Here is a 17,497-nt window from a genome sequence, read left to right as displayed (position 1 = left end):
GTGTCGGAGCTCCCGTCCGACGGCCTTGATTATTGTAAAGCACCAGCTTGCTGAATGTACTTTCGGCGGCGATTATTGAGATCGATCTTTCCCGGCATGACCGGGAGGTTCGGACGACATGATGTGCACACACCCGGCAACGGAAATAGAGGCGTCGACCGCTTGACATTCATCAAGTGAAGCTTGAGCCTTGCATTACTGGACGACCCGTCCCGGGTGAATTCGCATCCGAGAGGCGTTCGACTGCGCGGGGAGCAGGCATGCCCATTAGAGAAGGCGACGCCGAGCGCGTTCGAAACATTTCTTTCTTCCGGAGCGCCGACGAGGCCACGTTCGAAAAGGCGATGAACGGCGCTTTCCTGCAGCGGTTCCCGGCCAATACGACCTTGCTGATGGAGGGCGACCCGGTCGACTTCCTCTACATCCTGCTCGACGGCGCCGTGGAGCTGGGCGCCGGCTGGAAGTCCAAGGACACCACACTCGCCATTCTGCGGCCGGTCTCGACCTTCATACTGGCGGCATTGGTGCTGGAAGCCGACGCCCTGATGAGCGCGGTGACTCTGGAACGCTCGGAAATTCTCATGGTGCCCGGGGATTCCCTGCGCCGCTCCATGAAGGAGGATGCCGCTTTCGGATTTGCCGTGTCGGAGGAACTTGCCGGCTGTTATCGCGGCGTTGTCCGTTCGATGAAGAGCCACAAGCTGCGTGATTCAACGGAGCGCCTGGCCAATTATCTGCTGACCCAGAGGGCCCGACAGGGCGAAAGCGACGAGATCGTGCTGCCGCACGAAAAACGTGTGCTTGCGTCCCTGCTGGGCATGACCCCGGAGAACCTGTCGCGTGCGTTCTCGAAACTGTCTGCCCAGGGCGTCGGGGTCGAAGGCTCGCATGTGCGTTTCACCAAGGTGGGTGCGCTCGAGCGTCTCGCCCGCCCGACCCCGCTCATGGACAATCACTACAAGCAGAGCAATAGCGATCTCGGAAAGGCCTTCACCGAACGCCAGCGCGGCGTGCTGGACGAAGACCAGGCCTAGCCGCCTGTCTGGGCCAGGTTGCGGATGTCGCCCGGATTGGCGTTGTGGAGTCCGTGCGCGACCGGCTTGAAGGTCAAGGCGTCGACGATGCGGGCCGCCAGCGCTTCGGTGTCGCCATCGCGGGCCAGCAGGTCCCGCAAGTCGCACCCGCCCTGGCCGAACAGGCACAGGCGCAGCTGACCGCGAGCGGTTACGCGCAAGCGGTTGCAGCTGTCGCAGAAACCGGGAGCATAGGGCGCAATCACGCCGATCCGCCCGGCATGGTCCGGGTGGGAAAACTCAATGGCCGGACCGTCGTCGACGCCCCGTTCCATGGCTGTCCAGCCTCTGCCCTGCAGCCACGCGCGCAAGACTTCACCGCTCACATGCTGGTCGTCGAAGAACGCCTTGTTGTCCCCGGTGCGCATGAGCTCGATGAAGCGGACAGAAACCGGTCGCTCGCGGACGAAGTCGGTCCACTGCGAGAAATCATCGTCGAGGCCGTCTCGCAGCAGCACGGCGTTTACCTTCACCGCCTTTAGGGGCAGAACCAGCGCCCGCTCGACGCCGGCGAGCACGTCGTTCAGCCGGTCATGCCCGGTGATGCGCCTGAAGGCATCGCGATCGAGGGCGTCGATGCTGACATTGAGATGTGTCAGGCCGGCGGCGACCCAGTCATCGACATGACGGGCCAGGTTCCAGCCATTGGTGGTCAGGGCGAGTTTGTCGATGCCAGGCTGTCCGGAAATGCTGGCCATCACTTGCGTGAGGTCCTTGCGCACCGTCGGCTCGCCGCCGGTCAGACGCACCTTTCGGAAGCCGAGCCGGGCAAAGGCCCGGACCAGGCGGTCAATCTCATCGGCCGCGAGAAAGTCCATGGGGCCGGTCTTGCGAAAGCCGTCGGGCAGGCAGTAGGTGCAGCGGAAATTGCACACATCCGTCACCGACAGCCGCAAATAGCGGAACCGGCGCCCGAAGGCATCCGCCGCGATCGCGCCGGGGTAGTTCATACGCATGGCTCCTTTCCAAGCACGGGAGGCGACGCGGTTTCCCACCGTCACCCACGGCCGACCCACCCTGGCCTGTCGACGGTTCGGCAGACTTTAGGCAACACGGCTCGGAGCTGTCTGAGACGAAGATAGGGCGCCGTCTTCCCGCTGTCTTTGACCGTCTCGCCGGTTCGGATTGATTGCAATCAAGCAGCGGCTCAGAAGCACACATAACTCACCGCTGCCCCGGCCGCTTCCGCCCGGGCGCCGGGAGTGCGCCGAATGAGCGCATCGCTCGCCGCCAGCGACAACTGGCTGCTGGAATCCTGCGACCCCGCAAGCACCAGACCGACGTCCGTCCGGCGAGCGCGCAGGAAGGTCTCGCGATCACCGCAGGCCGGTAGCCCGTCGGCGCAGACACCGGTTTCGAACTTGACTGACCCGGCCGCATCGCCGCCGCCCAGTCCGGTGAGCAGAGGAGCCAGGAACATCCGCGCCGTAACCAGCGCCGATGTCGGATTGCCCGGCAGCCCCAAGACCAGCCGCTGTCCTGTCCGGGCCAGCCAGATCGGCTTGCCGGGCTTCATCGCGACCTTCGGGAACACGTAGTCCGGTTTCGACCCCAGCACCGACCGCGAGAAGTCCCGGTCGCCGACCGACGCTCCGCCGATCATGATCAGGATATCAGCGCCTTCGAGGGCTTGCGTCGCGGCTGTGGCATGGCGATCCGGATCGTCCGGCACCCGCTCGCAATGCGCGATAATCCCGCCATGAGCGGAAACCAAAGCCGCAATCCCCGGCGACACACTTTCCGGAATAGCGCCCGGCCGCAGGTGCGCCTCGCCGGGTGATGCAAGCTCATCGCCCGTGGCGATGATGGCGACCCTGGGCCGTCGATACACCACCAGCTCGGCGCGATCCGCCGCCGCAGCCGTGGTCAGGGCGCGCCAATCAAGTCGCACGCCGGCCTCGAGGAGACTGTCGCCTGCGGCAAAGTCCGACCCGGCGCGGCGAATATGCCGCCCCGCTCCGTGCGGTCGCACGAAACGTACGACATCACCGTGACGCTCGGCATTCTCCTGCACGATGACGCGATCAGCCCCCCCGGGCACGGGCGCCCCGGTGAAGATCCGGAACGCGGTGGCGGCTGGCAGGACCTGCCCCGGGACCGAGCCGGCCGCTGACTCTCCCGAGACCGGCAGTTCAAGCGGCAGATCACCGAGGTCGGCGTCACGCACCGCATACCCGTCCATGGCCGACACATCACTGCGCGGCATGGCAAAGCGGGCCGTAACCGGCGCCGCCAGCACCCGGCCGGCAGCCTCGGAGAAGGCAATCGTTTCCAGCCCCAGCGGCTTGGCCAGCGCGATCACGCGCGCCAGGGCGGTGTCGAAGTCGATCATGGAGCGTCGGCCCCGGCCGTCCAATCACCGGATGCCCCACCACTCTTGGCCTCCAGTCGCACGGCTTCGATGACCATGTCCCGATCGACCGCCTTGAGCATGTCATACAACGTCAGCGCCGCGACGCTGACCGCGGTCAGGGCTTCCATCTCGACCCCGGTCTGGCCGGTCAGACGCACATCCGCCTGCAGCCGGAACCCCGGCAGGGTGTCGTCGAGCCGGATCAAAACGGCGACCTTACTGAGCGCCAACGGATGACAGAGCGGGATCAGCTCATGCGTGCGCTTGGCGGCCATGATACCGGCCAGCTCCGCGGTCGTGATCACGGCCCCCTTGGGCGTCCGCCCCTCGCGCACCATGGCCAGCGTGTCGGGCAGACAACGGACCCGGCCACTGGCGACAGCCTGCCGCACGCTTGCCGGCTTGGTGCTGACATCGACCATGTGCACCCGCCCGTCGGCATCAAGATGGGTGAGCTCGCTCATGCGCACATCCCCCTGTAACGCTCGACCTGGCCGACCAGCGAACAGGGCCGGTACCGGCTGTCCAGCTCCAAGGCGAAAACATGGTCCCAGGCGTCACGGCAGGCACCCGTCGACCCCGGAACACAGAAGATGAACGTCTCGCCAGCCTGGCCGGCAAAAGCGCGGGACTGGAGGGTCGATACACCGACACTGGCCATGCTCGCCTGGTGGAAAACCACGGAAAACCCGTCCATCTCGCGGTCGAACAGCGGCCTGATGGCCTCTGGAGTGACGTCGCGTGGCGAAAACCCGGTACCGCCGGTGGTCAGGACAACGTCGATGCCGGGATCCGCCACCCACCGGCTGACGACAGTCCGGATCTCGGTAATCTCGTCGGTGACGATGACGCGCTCGACCACGGCATGGCCGGCCGCGCGGGCCCGTTCGATCAGCAGAGCCCCGGAGGTGTCGGTCGCCTCGTCCCGGGTGTCGGAGACCGTCAGGACCGCGAGGTTCAGCGGATAAAAGGGTAGGCTTTGGTCAATCCCCGGCATGAATTTCACTCCATCTTTCCCGGTCTTGCGTGTCGCGCGAGGTCGGCTCGATCCAACGTTCACCGAACGGTCCCTGTTCGCGTTTCCAGAACACGGCCTCGGTCTTGAGCCGGTCCATCACATAGTCGGCGCAGCGGAACGCCTCGCGGCGATGATCGCTGGTCACCGCGACCAGCACGATCAGCTCGCCGGGGGCCATGCTCCCGGCCCGATGCACGACCGAAACCGCGCTCACGTCGAAGCGCGCGGCGCCGTCCCCTGAAATCCGGGCCAAGGACGGCCCGGTCATGCGCGGATGATGGTCGAGCACCAGCCTGTGCAACGGCTCGCCCTGCTTGGTTTCGGGACGCACGACACCTTCGAACGATACCAGCGCTCCATGCCCGCCGTGCAACCGGCGGGTCCGCTCGCGCAACTCGTCCAGCCAGGCCGCAGCATCTATCGGCGCGAAGGCCAGTTCCGCGCGCACGGTTTCACAGCTGACCGATGCCGTCATTGCGCTTGCCCTCAACCGCCCGAGACCGGGCTGAGAAACTCCACCCGGTCACCCGGGAGAACCCGGTGGGCCTCAGGCACGATCTGGTCATTGACTGCAGCGCGTATGGTCGTCTCGAGGATGGCATTGGCGTCGCACTGCAGGGCCAGACGCCGCCGCAGGGCGGTGACAGTCTCGCCCTGTTCAGGCAGCGCGATCTCTGTCGGGCCGCCAAAGCAGCTTGCGATCTGCCCGTAGAATCCAATCTTCATCGCGCCCTCACACTAGCGGTTTGGCGGTTCATGCGTATTCGCCACGGTTCAGATCCCCATCGCCCAAGTCCATGGCGGCCTGCCTCCTCATGGTCTAGGACGCGCAGCCGTTGAAGGGCATGACATTCATCATGCTGACGGCAGTTATTTTCACCAGCCCAGTGCAATCAATGTGATGTGAGAGGCGGTCCAAGTGATCTAAGACTGGGTCCACCCGATCCCCGGAACCCCTGGCGTGTCCGATGCCCCTGCTGCTCATTGCCGCCTTTCTGATCACCGCCACCCTTTACGCCAGCGTCGGCTTCGGCGGCGGCTCGACCTACAATGCGCTGCTTGTCATGGGCGAGGCCGATTACCGGATCATCCCGGCGGTGGCGCTGCTCTGCAACCTGATTGTCGCGAGCGGCGGGGTGTGGCGTTTCGCTGGCACTGGCGACCTGTCCGTCAGGCGGCTCCTGCCGTTTCTGGTCGCATCGATACCGGCAGCCTGGATTGGCGGGCGCCTGCCGGTCAGTGAAACAGTGTTTGTCGGATTGCTGGGCTGCGCCCTGCTGGTTTCCGGAGTGCACCTCGCCGTGCAACGCGACACGGCGCAAACGGCGGCCGGTGAAACCCCGCGTCGCTCGCCACCACATCTCCTGGCGGCCGGAATCGGCGGGGCCATCGGCCTGCTTTCCGGCCTCGTGGGCATTGGTGGCGGTATTTTCCTGGCCCCGGTTCTCTATGTCCTGAAGTGGGGAACGCCACGCCAGATCGCGGCCGCCAGCAGCCTGTTCATCCTGATCAACTCGCTGTCCGGCCTCGCCGGGCAGCTGACCAAGCTGCAGGACATGGCCCTGCTCGCGCTTGCCGCCCCCTACTGGCCCCTGCCACTGGCCGTCCTGGTCGGCGGACAGGTCGGCTCCTGGCTGGCCGGCTATCGGCTCAGCCCGACCCTGATCCGGCGGCTGACCGCGATCCTGATCCTTTATGTCGCCGTGCGACTCATCTCTCGCTGGCTGGGAATGATCTAGGGCCAGACTGGAAAGCCCGCCTGCCCCAGCGACAAGCGTTTCGGACAGGCCGCGACCTGCCCGAACCATCACCCGGTCAGGCCACGAGATCGAAGCGGTCGGCGTTCATCACCTTTGTCCATGCGGCAACGAAGTCGCGCACGAACTTCGCCTCGTTGTCATCCTGTGCATAGACCTCGGCAAAGGCACGCAGGATCGAGTTCGACCCGAATACAAGGTCGACACGCGTCGCCGTGTACCGGACCTCACCGGTGGACCGGTCCTGCAGCTGGTATGCGCTGCCATCCCCGACCGCGACCCACTTGTAGTCCATGTCGGTGATCGCCTGAAAGAAGTCGGTGGTCAGCTGTCCTTCGCGCTCGGTAAAGACACCATGCCGCGAGCCACCATGGTTGGCACCAAGCACTCGAAGCCCGCCAACCAGCACGGTCATTTCTGCACCGGTCAGACCCAGAAGCTGTGCCCGGTCGAGCAGCATCTCTTCGGCCGGGACGCCGTAATCATCCTTCTGCCAGTTGCGGAAACCGTCAGCGACCGGCTCCAGGACCGAGAAGCTGTCACCATCGGTCATCTCGTCGGTGGCGTCGCCACGGCCCGGTGCGAAGGGAACGGCGATGTCATGACCGGCGGCCTTGATGGCCTGTTCCAGACCGACATTGCCCGCCAGCACGATGACGTCGGCCACAGACGCCCCCGCCTCGGCGGCAATCGGCTCGAGAATGCCAAGCACCTTGGCCAGGCGGGCCGGTTCATTGCCGTCCCAGTCCTTCTGCGGTGCCAGACGGATGCGTGCGCCATTGGCACCGCCCCGCATGTCCGAGCCGCGATAGGTTCGGGCGCTGTCCCAGGCGGTAGCGATCAGCTCGGCGACACTCAGCGCGCTGTCAGCGATCTTCGCCTTGACCGCGTCGACGTCATAGCCGGTGGTCCCCGCGGGCACAGGGTCCTGCCAGATCAGGTCTTCCTGAGGCACAAAGGGCCCATAATAATTGGCTTTCGGCCCCATATCGCGGTGGGTCAGCTTGAACCAAGCCCTGGCAAAGGTCTCCGACAGGTAATCCGGGTTGGCGTGGAACTTCTCGCAGATCGCGCGGTAGACCGGATCGACCTTCATCGCCATGTCGGCATCGGTCATGATCGGGTTGTGCTTGATTGAGGGGTCGGTCGCGTCCGGCACCTTGTCCTCCTCGGCAATGTCGATCGGCTCCCACTGCCATGCACCCGCTCGGGATTTGACCGGCTTCCACTCGTACTTGAAGAGCAGGTGGAGATAGCCATTGTCCCACTTGGTCGGATTTGACGTCCACGCGCCTTCCAGACCGGAGGTGTGCGCCGTATTGGCATTGCCGTCATAGCCGGGGTCGCTCCAGCCGAAGCCCGCATTGATGATGTCGGAGCCGGCCGGCGCCGGGCCCACATCCTCCGCTGCCAGCCCGCCATGACACTTGCCGACGGTATGGCCGCCGACGGTCAGGGCCGCGGTTTCCTCGTCATCCATGGCCATGCGACCGAAAGTCATGCGGACATACTTGGCCGTTTCAGCCGGATCCGGAGTGCCGTTCACGCCCTCGGGATTCACGTAGATGAGGCCCATGTGCGACGCGGCAAACGGGTTGTCCATCGAGGTCGCGTCCGAAATGTCCTCGACGCGCTCATTTGTAGGGGCGAGGATCTGGCTGTCATTGCCCCAGTTGATGTCGATCTCCGGGCCCCAGATATCCTTGCGGCCAAAGGCAAAGCCAAAGACCTTCAGGCCCATGTTCGAGTAGGCGACCGTCCCTGCCAGCACCAGAAGGTCGGCCCAGGACAGAGCGTTGCCGTACTTCTTCTTGACCGGCCATAGCAGGCGCCGCGCCTTGTCGAGGCTGGCATTGTCCGGCCAGGAGTTCAGCGGTTCGAAGCGGATATTGCCGGTGCCGGCCCCGCCACGACCGTCGCCGAGGCGATACGACCCGGCCGCGTGCCAGGACAGGCGAATGAACAGGCCGCCATAATGCCCCCAGTCCGCCGGCCACCAGACCTGGCTGTCTGTCAGGAGCTTTTCGACATCGTCCCAGACACCCTGAAAATCGAGCGCCTTCACAGCCTCCCGATGGTTGTAGTCAGGGTCCATGGGGTTGGAGCGGGCATCATGCTGATGCAGGATCTGAAGGTTGAGAGTCTTGGGCCACCAGCGCGTGGGACTGTTGCCAATATCGGTATTGCCGCCGTGCATGACGGGACAGCCGCCTTTCATCACGTTGTATCCGTCCATGGTCGGCTCCGTATCTGATGCGTTTTGGTGGTGTAACAAGGACCGCCCCTTACTACCCGGCCAGAGCCATAGAGCCCAATTGATTCTTCCAACCGGAGCGATCACTTGCCTTAATGGTGAGCCTCATGCCCAGGCAGCTTCGCTATTCCGGGACCCTCGCCGACCACAGCCAAGCCACCAGTTCAGATGTTGATGGCGGTTGGGGCCGTTGGGCACCAGGTCGCGGAAGGGGGCAGCATTCATGCCCGCCTCGGCCGCTCGCGCAACGCTTCCGGCAACCAGCCAGACAAATGTCGCAAGCTCCCCCTCGCGGCGTCCGGGGCGCTGCTTGCGGTCTTGAGCTTTCCTCGCGCCAACACTGCGCCAGGCCTCATAACCGGCCCGGGTCGATTGTCTGGTTCGGGGCCGGGAAAACCGCAGGGTGACAATGAAAAGCCACGGCCTGGATGGGCCGTGGCTTCGCTTTCAGAGGGGTGACGCAGGCTGCCTAGCGCAGGCTGGCCGCCACCCCGTTGAGCACATCGCGCAGGGCGGTTTCCCGCTCGGCAGTGGCGGAGCCGGCCTCGGCAGACGGCAGCTCGCGCGCCAGACGCTGCAGCTCGGATGCCAGCTCGCGATCGCGCGACCCGGCCTCGACAAGCTCCACCGCTCGACCGAGTGACCCGGACAAGGCCGCGGCCGTCTCGGGCGACAGGGCGTTCTGGCGCGCGAGCTGGTCGACATAGGCGAGGCCGACGACCGGGTGGTCGGGCCAGCTGACCGGGAATTGCTGCTGCGGGTTGAAGGCTTCGCCCTGGTCGGCGAGTGCGGCCGCGGCGATCTCGTTGGCCGACAGGTGCTCGCTCGGCACGAGTTCGAACACGTCGAGACCGCGGGCGATCTCGCTGCCGTAGATGCGGCCGTCATACCAGTAGGACGACCAGTAGCCGCCACTGATCATCTGCTCCTCGTCGATCGGACCGCGATCAAAGAAGGCGATCTCGAACGGGTTGGCGCTGTCGGTGAAATCGATCACCGAGATCCCGCCCTGGTACCAGGACTGGACGAATATGTCGCGCCCCGGGACCGGCACGACCGAGCCGTTGTGAGCGACACAATTTTCTTCTTCGGTCTGGGCCGAGGCGATCTTGAAATAGCCGGCGAACTCTAGCTGGCCGTTCTCGATGTCGAAGATCGCGTTGGCGCCCCAATCACTCGGGTCCTGAGCGCGGCAGCGCGGCCGGCCGCCGCCACCCCATTCGTCGGTGAACAGGACCTTGGTACCCGCATTGTTGAAGGTGGCCGAGTGCCAGTAGGCAAAGCCCTGGTCCACGACGGCATCGATCCGTCGCGGCGCGCGCGGATCTGTGATGTCGAGGATGATGCCATTGCCCGAACAGGCGCCCGCAGCCAGGTTGAGCGCCGGAAAGACGGTGATGTCATGGCACTGGTCGGTGCGCCGCGTCGACTGCGTCCCTTCGCCGTGGTCGCCGCCTTCCCAAAGCCCGGCGATGCGTCCGGTTTCGTCGTCGGCAAAGACCCGCGGGCTGTCGACGAGACGCGCTTGCGACGGATCGGCGACCGGGATCTCGATCACGTCGATACTGAACAGCGCGGTTTCTTCATCGCCGGGCAAACCCGCCACGCAGCCGGCGAGCTCTTCCTCGGACCGTATCGAACTGGTGCCGGAGTTGTAGACAATGATGAGCTCGTCATCGCTCGACACCACGGAGTGGGTGTGCGAGCCGCGGCAGGTTTGCACCTGCCCGACCTGTCGCGGCGCGACCGGATCGGAAATATCGAAGACGCGGATGCCGCGAAAGCGCTCCTCGCTGACCTCCTCGGTGACACCCTGGCGACCGCAATCGACTCGCCCGCGGGTGTCCTGGACCGACATGATCAGGAGGTCACCGATGATGGACACATCGCCCTGGCCCCCGGGGCACACGACCGAGCTGATGAGGCGCGGCTCGTCCGCGCCCAGGCGATAGAGGTTGAAGCCGTGGTAATTGCCGACGGCCATCAGGTCCCGGGCGAAGGCGATATCGGTGTTGGAGAAGCTCAGGAAAGGCGCACGATCACCGAAGCGGCGCTCGACCTCCTCGTCGGTGTCCTCGGGCTGGATCTCCGGTGGCTTGCCCGCCGGGTTCTCGGCGTCAAAGAATCCTGTGGGCTTCGGCAGGCTGGCGAGCAGGGCGAGATTGGAAATCGCCTCCTCGGCATCGCGAAACCCACCGGCCAGACCCGTGCGCGGATCCTGCGACAGGCCCGACAGGGTCGAGTTCATGCGGCGGATTTCGGCACGCTGCTCACCACGCACGTCATTGACGAAATCGAACAGGACGGGATCATAGGCCGAACCGCGCTGGTCGAGCAGGAAATCGACCATCTCCACCGCGCCTTCATGATGCGCGATCATCAATTCCAGGAAAAGTGCATCGAACTCGGTGCTGCTCGCTTCCGCGAGTGCCGCCATCTGCTCGGGCGTAGCCATACCGGCCATGTTATCGGGCCCGTCATGGTGCATGGCATGGGGATCATTCGCGGGATCCGGAACCTCCTCGCCGCGTTCGCGCAGCCAGCCTTGCATGAAGGCGATCTCGTCGGCCTGGGAGGCGTCGATCCGCCCGGCGATGTCGACCAGGTCCTGCGTGTTGGTGCGGTCGCCGACCAGCCCTGCCATCTGCACCGCCTGATAATGGTGCAGGATCATGCCCTGCATGAAGCGGACATCATCCTGCGAATAGCGGTTGGCGGCGATCTGAACGGCCTCCTCGGCGCTCAGCTGGCGCACCGCCTCGCCTGGCGCACCGGGCTGCACAATTGGTGCGTCCTGCGCGACGGCCGGGCCGGCGGAAGTCAGTCCCGTGCTGAGCGCGAGCACAGCCGTTCCGATGAAAAACTTAGCCTTCAAGGCCATGTGACTCCTCCCAAAATCAATTCGGAGAAAACTAAGGCCCGGTTCGGCAGGGGCAAGCGCTTGCAGCCGCTTTCGGCCGGAAAAAGACTCAATCGACCCGGTCGAGCTGCTGATTTCCGCCCGCAATTTCCGCCGGGGAGTTTCCGGCCCATCCTGTCGGGAGACGCCGCAGCTTGTGCCGGGGTGCAATTACGTCAGGGCGAACCCGGTCGGCGCCTCGCAACCCGGTGCAACGGAAGCGCACGCGAAACAGCTGGTTTGTCCTGCAACAAAAGGTCGGGTGAATGAGCGTGTGATAGCCCTGAGCCTGACCTGCGTTGAAGGGATGCTCCATGTCAGCACGCGACAGTGCCGTTGGCGCCAAAGCCTACTTCCCCGGGCCACAATCTGAGAATGAGGACTGGGTACGCGCCGGGTTTGAAGGCATTCTCGATGACTGGCTCGACTGGCGCAAAAGCGATCGCAGCGACGATCCTGCCGCCATCAGCCGGGAAGACCTGGCCTCGCCGGACTTCGTGGTCGAGCGCCAAGCGATGAGCCGCCAGCTTGATGCACTGAAAGCTCTGATGCGTGGCGAGACGGCGACCTATTCACCGCGGTACGCGGGCCACATGGTGTCCGAGCTGACCCTGCCGGCGCTGTTCGGCCACTTCACCGCACTACTGCACAATCCCAACAATACCTCCAAGGAAGTGTCACGCGTGGGCACGGTCATCGAGGCTGAAGCCATTTCCATGCTGGCCGAGATGGTCGGTTTCGCTCCAGACCAGGCGCGTGGTCATTTCACGTCCGGCGGCACGATTGCCAATTTCGAAGGCATCTGGCGCGCCCGCTACCGGCTCGATCACTGGCTCTCGCTGGCCCTCTGGATTGCCGAGACGGAAGGCAGCCCTCTCGACCTGTTCAGCGCGGCCCACATGGGCTGGGCGCACTATGGCAAACTGGTGAAACAACACGCGCCGGAAACGGAGGCGCTGCGCCGGTGCAGCGCCGTCGCCGGCAACCCGTCAGACGTCCACCGTCGTCTCTCGCTTGCCAGCGGCCGGGACTATCTGGGTCCGGTCGTTCTCGTGCCTGCCAGCAAGCATTATTCCTGGCGCAAGGCCGCGAATGTGTTCGGTCTCGGCGAAGAGGCGTTCTGGGAAATCGGCCTCGACGCGAACGGGCGCTTACATTTGGACGATCTGGAACGGCTGGTGGACCGTGCGAGAACGGATGGCCGGCCGGTTCTCGCTGTCGTCTCAGTGGCCGGGACGACCGAGACTGCCAAGATCGATCCCATCGACCGCATTGCCGACCGCCTCGACAATTGGCGACATGAACGGGGCTGGCGGATCTGGCACCATGTGGATGCGGCCTATGGCGGCTTCCTCTGCACCATTCCCGGCGGCCCGCACGAAACAGTTTTGCGTCCGGAGGCCGTCGCCGCCCTGAAGGCTGTTTCACGCGCCCATTCCGTCACCATCGATCCACACAAGCTGGGGTTTGTTCCCTATGCCTGCGGCGCTTTCCTCGCCCGCGACGCGGGTCATTACACGGTATCGGCCTTCGACGCGCCCTACCTGGAACGCAAGCAGATTTCCGACGATCCCTGGACCGCAACCCTGGAAGGCTCGCGCTCGGCGGCCGGGGCGACGGCGGTATGGCTGACCGGCCGGACCATCGGGTTCACGCCAACCCGGTTCGGCGCGATCCTGGCCGGCATGATCCGGTCAGGCGAAGCCTTCCGGACGTCTGCCTTGGCCAGCCAGCCGGAGCTTCACGTGCTGGAACCGGCGGATGCCAATATCGTCTGCTTCTCCGCCGGCAGACCCGGGGAAGCGCTCAGCTCGGCCAATCGCCGAACCGAGGCGCTTTACGCCGCCCTTTGCCAGGCCGGGGATTTTGTCGTCACGACCACCACCCTGGGCAGCGCCAGCCATCACAACCAGGTCGCCCGCCATGTGGCGCGCTTTGACGGAGAGGTGGACGAGTCGCGACTGGTACTGATCCGGTGCGTCTTCATGAACCCCTATTGGGCCAGCACATCCGTCCGCGATGCCCTGCTGCCACAATTTTCCGACACCATCCGGCATGCGCTTGCGGCGATCGACTGAACTGGAAGCTGGCGGAAGGGAGCGAGGGATCGAGCCGCCATTGCCCGGGCCCGCTGTCTCATCAAGCTAGTGAACAGCCCGGCCCACCACTCGACCGAGTTCGGCCACGAAAGCTTCCGTATCCAGCCCGTATTCGTGGGCCGCTTCGCGTACCGTAATGAACGGCGCCATGATACAGCCCGGGCAGGCCATGCGATGGCGAATGAAGACCGGTACCGTGTCCGGCCATCGGGTCATCAGTTCGCCGACAATCATGGCTTCAAGTCCCCCTGACATGGCGATCTCCTTCCAAGCCCGGCTGCAATATGGCCGACATGCCGCAAGACGACTTGTCCCACGGCAAACCAGGCTCACGCCTGCTCGGAAACCTGCACAAGGCGATGCGGTTGACAGATCACGAGACGGCTCGATCTCCGGCCCTCCAGGATGCCTTCATCGATCCAGCCAGACAGGGTGCGGCTGACGGTGTGCAGCGTCGTTCCCGTCATCTCCGCCAGGTCCTGGCGCGACAGAGAGAAGGGAATCTCCACACCGGTCTCGACCTTGCGACCCGACTGGTTGGCGATCCTCAGAATGGCCGCGGCGATGCGGCGTTCGACCTGCTGAGTGGCGACCTGTTGCAGGCGCTCCTGCAATTCCTCGATCCGCCCGCCAATCATGTTGATGGCGTTCATGGCGAGAGCCGCGTGAGCCTGCATCAATTCCAGCATGCGCGCCTCGCTCCAGACCAGGAGGCGGGTTTCGGTGACAGCCAGGGGCGTAGCCGGATAGGGAATTCTCCGCCACACCGCCACCGAGCCGACCAGATCACCCGGCCCCATGAAACGCAGCACGATATTCTTGCCGTCCGGCGTGGTCTGGTCGAGGCGCAGTCGGCCCCAGGCAACAATGTAGTGATGCGTGGCCTCATCGCCTTGGCGAAACACGACATCGCCCTTGTCGACCTGGCGCACCTGAGCGCCATCGGCAGCCGCCGCCACGGTCTCGTGAGGCAGTCCGGCAAACAGTTTGGCGCGTTCGATGACGGCAATCCTGGCACTCTTCTCCATCATGCAGTCCCATCGCGTTAAGACGGTTTGCGTTACCGCAAATCGCAGCCGGCGCCAAACGGCTATCCAGCGCGCATGAGAACCGCAACGATACTGAAATACGCCGACAGCCGGGTACCGCGCTATACCAGCTACCCGACGGCGCCCCATTTCACGCCTGACATCGATGCGACGATCCAGACCCGCTGGCTGGCCGAGCTGGACCCGGCCGAGCCGGTTTCGCTTTATCTGCATGTCCCGTTCTGCCGCAGCATGTGCTGGTATTGCGGTTGCCACACCAAGGCGACACGCCGGCTCGAACCGCTCGAGGCTTATGCCGAGGTGATGCTCGAGGAAATCGACCTGGTCGCCAACCTCACATCCGGGCGGCTCAAGGTCAGCCATGTCCACTGGGGCGGCGGCAGCCCGACCTATCTGCCGACGCAGAGTTTCGCGGCGTTGATGGAGCGGTTGCGCCACCGGTTCGAGGTGCTGGAGGCGGCCGAGATCGCGGTCGAGGTTGACCCACGCATCTTCTCACCGGACATGGCCGCGACCTTTGCCGACACCGGCGTCACTCGTGCCAGTGTGGGCGTCCAGACCTTTGACGAGACGGTCCAGCGTGCCGTCAACCGCGTTCAGGACCGCGATTGTGTGGCAATTTGCATCGACCTGCTGCGGGCCGCAGGCGTGGCCGGGATCAATTTCGATCTGCTCTACGGCCTGCCACTGCAGACGGTCGAGAATTGCGCCATGAGCGCGCAAACAGCGCTGGACTTCGCGCCAGACCGTTTATCCGTCTTCGGATACGCCCATGTCCCGCACATGAAGCCGCACCAGACGTTGATCCGGAACAGCGAGTTGCCCGACGCAGCGGAACGCCTCGCCCAGGCCGATGCGATGGCCGACGTCCTCACCCGGGGCGGGCACGTCCGGATCGGGCTCGATCATTTCGCCCTGCGCAATGATCCATTGGCCCTGGCCCTGGAAAGCGGCACGCTGCATCGCAATTTCCAGGGCTACACGACCGACGCGGCCGCTGCGATCATCGGACTGGGGACGTCGGCAATCAGCTGGATGCCGCAGGGTTACGTCCAGAACACACCTCACAATCACGACTGGGAAAGACGGGTCCAGGCCGGCCGTCTGCCCACGGCGCGTGGCTATCGCCTCACGCAGGATGACCGCGTGCGTCGCGATGTCATCGAGCAGTTGATGTGCCATCTGGCCGTTGATGCCCCGGCGCTTGCGGCCCGGTCCGGACATCATCTGGACCTGCCGGACCTGTCCGAGTTCGAGCGGGCCGGCATTCTGTCCCGGACCGGATCACGGGTGGCGATCAAGCCGGAGTTCCGGCCCCTTGTTCGCACCATCGCGGCCGCCTTCGACACCTATCTCCCCGACACCACGGCGCGCCACGCCGTCGCCGTCTGAGAGTGCGAGCCGCCGCGTTTGCGCTGACGCAAATCGGCGTGCCGCACACCGTGCTTGGTAGACCCATCCCCTCCCGGGCGGACAAGCCCGGTCGGGAAAAAGGCACTGACGAAGCCGCCGGCACGGTTGATCGCGGTGCCCCACTCCAAGGTTACGAGGACCGCCGTGCCCGCATTCGACACATCCCCCCACCGCCGCGTCGGAACCGAAGACCCGATCCGCAGCCGCCGCGGTCATGTCGGCTTGGCCCTGTTCAGCTTCGGCTTCCGGCCCTTCTTCCTGTTCGGCGCCATCTGGGGGGCATTGGCGACACCCTTATGGGTGTGGAGTTACCTGACCGGCCGGGCGATGATCGGCGGCGCACCGGCTCTCGACTGGCATGTCCACGAAATGCTGTTCGGATTCATCGGTGCCGTTATCGCCGGCTTCCTGCTGACCGCCGTGCCCAACTGGACGGGGCGCATGCCCGTGCGCGGGATGCCGCTCATGGGATTGTCCGGTCTCTGGCTGGCCGGCCGTGCGGCCATGCTGGCCTATACGACCCTGGGCCCGGCCGCTGCCGTGATCGACGCGGCCTTCCTGGTCGTTCTCGCCGCTGTGCTGATGCGCGAGGTGATCACGGGCAGGAACCTGCGCAACCTGCCTGTCTGCATCTTGTCGGGCCTGTTCGCCCTGGCCAATATCGGCTTCCATTTCGCCATGACGACGGGGGTGGGCTGGCGGCCGGCCCAGACCGGGGCCATCGCGGTGATCACTTTGCTGATAGCCCTGATCGGCGGCCGTATCGTGCCGAGTTTCACACGCAACTGGCTCGTTCAGAGCGGTCAGGGCGGGCCCCTCCCGGCCCCAATGGGCCGGTTCGACACGGCCACACTGGTTTGCGCAGGCAGCGCTCTGCTGGCCTGGGTGCTGGCGCCGCAGAGCTGGTCGTCCGGCATGCTGCTGATTGCCGCTGGCGGTCTGCAGATCATTCGGCTGGCCCGCTGGAAGGGCTGGAGAACCGGAGCCGAACCGCTCGTCCTCATCCTGCATGCCGGCTACGCCTGGCTAGCGCTCAGCCTTGTCCTGATGGGGCTGGCCGCCCTCGCACCCGGCCTTGTGCCTGCCACCGCCGCCCTGCATGCCCTGACGGCGGGCGCGATGGGCACGATGACGCTGGCGGTCATGACCCGCGCCAGTCTGGGCCACACCGGCCGTGAACGCACCGCCGACGTCTGGACACGGTTGATCTACGGCCTCGTCATTACCGGGGCCATCGGCCGTGTGCTCTCACCCCTGCTGGCCGGCGACTGGCAGTACCCGCTCGTCGGCGTCGCGGCTGTGCTGTGGAGCGGCGCATTCGGCCTGTTCGCCCTGCGCTACGGCCCGATGCTGGTCAGGGCCCGGCAATCAACTTGATGATCCCGGGCGAGACAGTGAAGCCCGACCGGTCGGCCCGGCTCGCGCCGGCGCCTCGACCGGTTTGGCACTGCCGGCCCCGGGCGCCCCCGTCTCCCTGACTTGTTCCAGTGCAAATCGGTGCACTGGCGACCGGTCAAGCTGGGTCTCCTGATTCGCACGTCGCGGTCCGCCTGTCCTCTGACGGCTGTCCGGACGCCTCACC

At 65.1% G+C, this 17,497-nt stretch carries 15 protein-coding genes and 1 riboswitch; of the genes, 5 read left to right on the top strand and 10 right to left on the bottom strand.

Annotated elements, in window-relative coordinates; genetic code table 11:
• The first annotated feature begins 260 nt into the window (after nt 1-260).
• Nucleotides 261-1,034, top strand: a complete 774-nt coding sequence (locus ACXYMR_RS06085; protein WP_458941869.1) for a cyclic nucleotide-binding domain-containing protein — start codon at nt 261-263, stop codon at nt 1,032-1,034.
• Here the strand turns inward: ACXYMR_RS06085 and moaA are convergent.
• The 6 genes from moaA to ACXYMR_RS06055 all read right to left on the bottom strand — a co-directional run bounded on the left by moaA (nt 1,031) and on the right by ACXYMR_RS06055 (nt 5,170).
• Nucleotides 1,031-2,023 carry a GTP 3',8-cyclase MoaA gene (moaA, locus tag ACXYMR_RS06080; RefSeq protein ID WP_458941932.1) on the bottom strand — a complete coding sequence of 331 codons (993 nt, stop codon included), beginning with the start codon at nt 2,021-2,023 and terminating at the stop codon, nt 1,031-1,033. The genes ACXYMR_RS06085 and moaA overlap by 4 nt on opposite strands.
• Nucleotides 2,016-2,148: riboswitch (molybdenum cofactor riboswitch) on the bottom strand. It overlaps the preceding gene by 8 nt.
• A gap of 72 nt (nt 2,149-2,220) precedes the next feature.
• A complete protein-coding gene (locus ACXYMR_RS06075; protein ID WP_458941868.1) occupies nt 2,221-3,405 on the bottom strand; it encodes a molybdopterin molybdotransferase MoeA in 1,185 nt (394 codons plus the stop codon).
• Nucleotides 3,402-3,890, bottom strand: a complete 489-nt coding sequence (gene moaC, locus ACXYMR_RS06070; protein ID WP_458941867.1) for a cyclic pyranopterin monophosphate synthase MoaC — start codon at nt 3,888-3,890, stop codon at nt 3,402-3,404. The genes ACXYMR_RS06075 and moaC overlap by 4 nt, the downstream gene beginning before the upstream one ends.
• A complete protein-coding gene (moaB, locus tag ACXYMR_RS06065; RefSeq protein WP_458941866.1) occupies nt 3,887-4,423 on the bottom strand; it encodes a molybdenum cofactor biosynthesis protein B in 537 nt (178 codons plus the stop codon). The genes moaC and moaB overlap by 4 nt, the downstream gene beginning before the upstream one ends.
• Complete coding sequence (locus tag ACXYMR_RS06060; RefSeq protein WP_458941865.1) at nt 4,410-4,919, bottom strand: molybdenum cofactor biosynthesis protein MoaE; 510 nt, start codon at nt 4,917-4,919, stop codon at nt 4,410-4,412. The genes moaB and ACXYMR_RS06060 overlap by 14 nt, the downstream gene beginning before the upstream one ends.
• 11 nt (nt 4,920-4,930) lie before the next feature.
• The gene (locus ACXYMR_RS06055) at nt 4,931-5,170 is read right to left on the bottom strand and encodes a MoaD/ThiS family protein (RefSeq protein WP_458941864.1); all 240 of its coding nucleotides are present in this window, start codon (nt 5,168-5,170) and stop codon (nt 4,931-4,933) included.
• A 242-nt stretch (nt 5,171-5,412) separates the two neighbouring features.
• Here ACXYMR_RS06055 and ACXYMR_RS06050 point away from each other — a divergent pair, with 242 nt between their 5' ends.
• Nucleotides 5,413-6,183: a sulfite exporter TauE/SafE family protein gene (locus tag ACXYMR_RS06050; RefSeq protein WP_458941863.1), complete on the top strand. Its 771-nt coding sequence runs from the start codon at nt 5,413-5,415 to the stop codon at nt 6,181-6,183.
• Between the two features lie 76 nt (nt 6,184-6,259).
• Here the strand turns inward: ACXYMR_RS06050 and katG are convergent, their stop codons facing one another.
• Together katG and ACXYMR_RS06040 are read right to left on the bottom strand one after the other, a co-directional pair.
• Nucleotides 6,260-8,437, bottom strand: a complete 2,178-nt coding sequence (gene katG, locus ACXYMR_RS06045; protein WP_458941862.1) for a catalase/peroxidase HPI — start codon at nt 8,435-8,437, stop codon at nt 6,260-6,262.
• A 487-nt stretch (nt 8,438-8,924) separates the two neighbouring features.
• Nucleotides 8,925-11,336 carry a DUF305 domain-containing protein gene (locus tag ACXYMR_RS06040; RefSeq protein ID WP_458941861.1) on the bottom strand — a complete coding sequence of 804 codons (2,412 nt, stop codon included), beginning with the start codon at nt 11,334-11,336 and terminating at the stop codon, nt 8,925-8,927.
• Nucleotides 11,337-11,668: 332 nt separating this feature from the next.
• Between ACXYMR_RS06040 and ACXYMR_RS06035 the strand changes: the two genes are divergently transcribed.
• The gene (locus ACXYMR_RS06035) at nt 11,669-13,432 is read left to right on the top strand and encodes a pyridoxal phosphate-dependent decarboxylase family protein (RefSeq protein ID WP_458941860.1); all 1,764 of its coding nucleotides are present in this window, start codon (nt 11,669-11,671) and stop codon (nt 13,430-13,432) included.
• A 66-nt stretch (nt 13,433-13,498) separates the two neighbouring features.
• Here ACXYMR_RS06035 and ACXYMR_RS06030 read toward each other — a convergent pair whose 3' ends face one another.
• Entirely contained in the window at nt 13,499-13,708 is a 210-nt protein-coding gene (locus tag ACXYMR_RS06030) for a DUF1858 domain-containing protein (protein WP_458941859.1), read from the bottom strand.
• A 74-nt stretch (nt 13,709-13,782) separates the two neighbouring features.
• Entirely contained in the window at nt 13,783-14,484 is a 702-nt protein-coding gene (locus ACXYMR_RS06025) for a Crp/Fnr family transcriptional regulator (RefSeq protein ID WP_458941858.1), read from the bottom strand.
• 72 nt (nt 14,485-14,556) lie between these two features.
• On the opposite strand from ACXYMR_RS06025, the gene hemN reads away from it, so the two are divergent.
• Nucleotides 14,557-15,894 carry an oxygen-independent coproporphyrinogen III oxidase gene (gene hemN / locus ACXYMR_RS06020; RefSeq protein WP_458941857.1) on the top strand — a complete coding sequence of 446 codons (1,338 nt, stop codon included), beginning with the start codon at nt 14,557-14,559 and terminating at the stop codon, nt 15,892-15,894.
• Nucleotides 15,895-16,059: 165 nt separating this feature from the next.
• The gene (locus tag ACXYMR_RS06015; protein ID WP_458941856.1) at nt 16,060-17,292 is read left to right on the top strand and encodes an NnrS family protein; all 1,233 of its coding nucleotides are present in this window, start codon (nt 16,060-16,062) and stop codon (nt 17,290-17,292) included.
• Nucleotides 17,293-17,497: the final 205 nt, after the last annotated feature.

It is taken from the genome of Maricaulis sp. CAU 1757, from assembly GCF_054482675.1.
Note: the sequence above shows the minus strand (reverse complement) of the source record. Positions and strands in the feature narration are given on the sequence as shown.

Excerpts from the sequence above, each read along its gene's own strand:
- katG (WP_458941862.1), bottom strand. The coding sequence starts at position 8,437 with ATGGACGGATACAACGTGATGAAAGGCGGCTGTCCCGTCATGCACGGC.
- hemN (WP_458941857.1), top strand. The coding sequence starts at position 14,557 with ATGAGAACCGCAACGATACTGAAATACGCCGACAGCCGGGTACCGCGC.
- ACXYMR_RS06050 (WP_458941863.1), top strand. The coding sequence starts at position 5,413 with ATGCCCCTGCTGCTCATTGCCGCCTTTCTGATCACCGCCACCCTTTAC.
- moaA (WP_458941932.1), bottom strand. The coding sequence starts at position 2,023 with ATGAACTACCCCGGCGCGATCGCGGCGGATGCCTTCGGGCGCCGGTTC.
- moaB (WP_458941866.1), bottom strand. The coding sequence starts at position 4,423 with ATGCCGGGGATTGACCAAAGCCTACCCTTTTATCCGCTGAACCTCGCG.
- ACXYMR_RS06035 (WP_458941860.1), top strand. The coding sequence starts at position 11,669 with ATGTCAGCACGCGACAGTGCCGTTGGCGCCAAAGCCTACTTCCCCGGG.
- moaC (WP_458941867.1), bottom strand. The coding sequence starts at position 3,890 with ATGAGCGAGCTCACCCATCTTGATGCCGACGGGCGGGTGCACATGGTC.
- ACXYMR_RS06085 (WP_458941869.1), top strand. The coding sequence starts at position 261 with ATGCCCATTAGAGAAGGCGACGCCGAGCGCGTTCGAAACATTTCTTTC.
- ACXYMR_RS06030 (WP_458941859.1), bottom strand. The coding sequence starts at position 13,708 with ATGTCAGGGGGACTTGAAGCCATGATTGTCGGCGAACTGATGACCCGA.
- ACXYMR_RS06040 (WP_458941861.1), bottom strand. The coding sequence starts at position 11,336 with ATGGCCTTGAAGGCTAAGTTTTTCATCGGAACGGCTGTGCTCGCGCTC.
- ACXYMR_RS06055 (WP_458941864.1), bottom strand. The coding sequence starts at position 5,170 with ATGAAGATTGGATTCTACGGGCAGATCGCAAGCTGCTTTGGCGGCCCG.
- ACXYMR_RS06075 (WP_458941868.1), bottom strand. The coding sequence starts at position 3,405 with ATGATCGACTTCGACACCGCCCTGGCGCGCGTGATCGCGCTGGCCAAG.
- ACXYMR_RS06060 (WP_458941865.1), bottom strand. The coding sequence starts at position 4,919 with ATGACGGCATCGGTCAGCTGTGAAACCGTGCGCGCGGAACTGGCCTTC.
- ACXYMR_RS06025 (WP_458941858.1), bottom strand. The coding sequence starts at position 14,484 with ATGATGGAGAAGAGTGCCAGGATTGCCGTCATCGAACGCGCCAAACTG.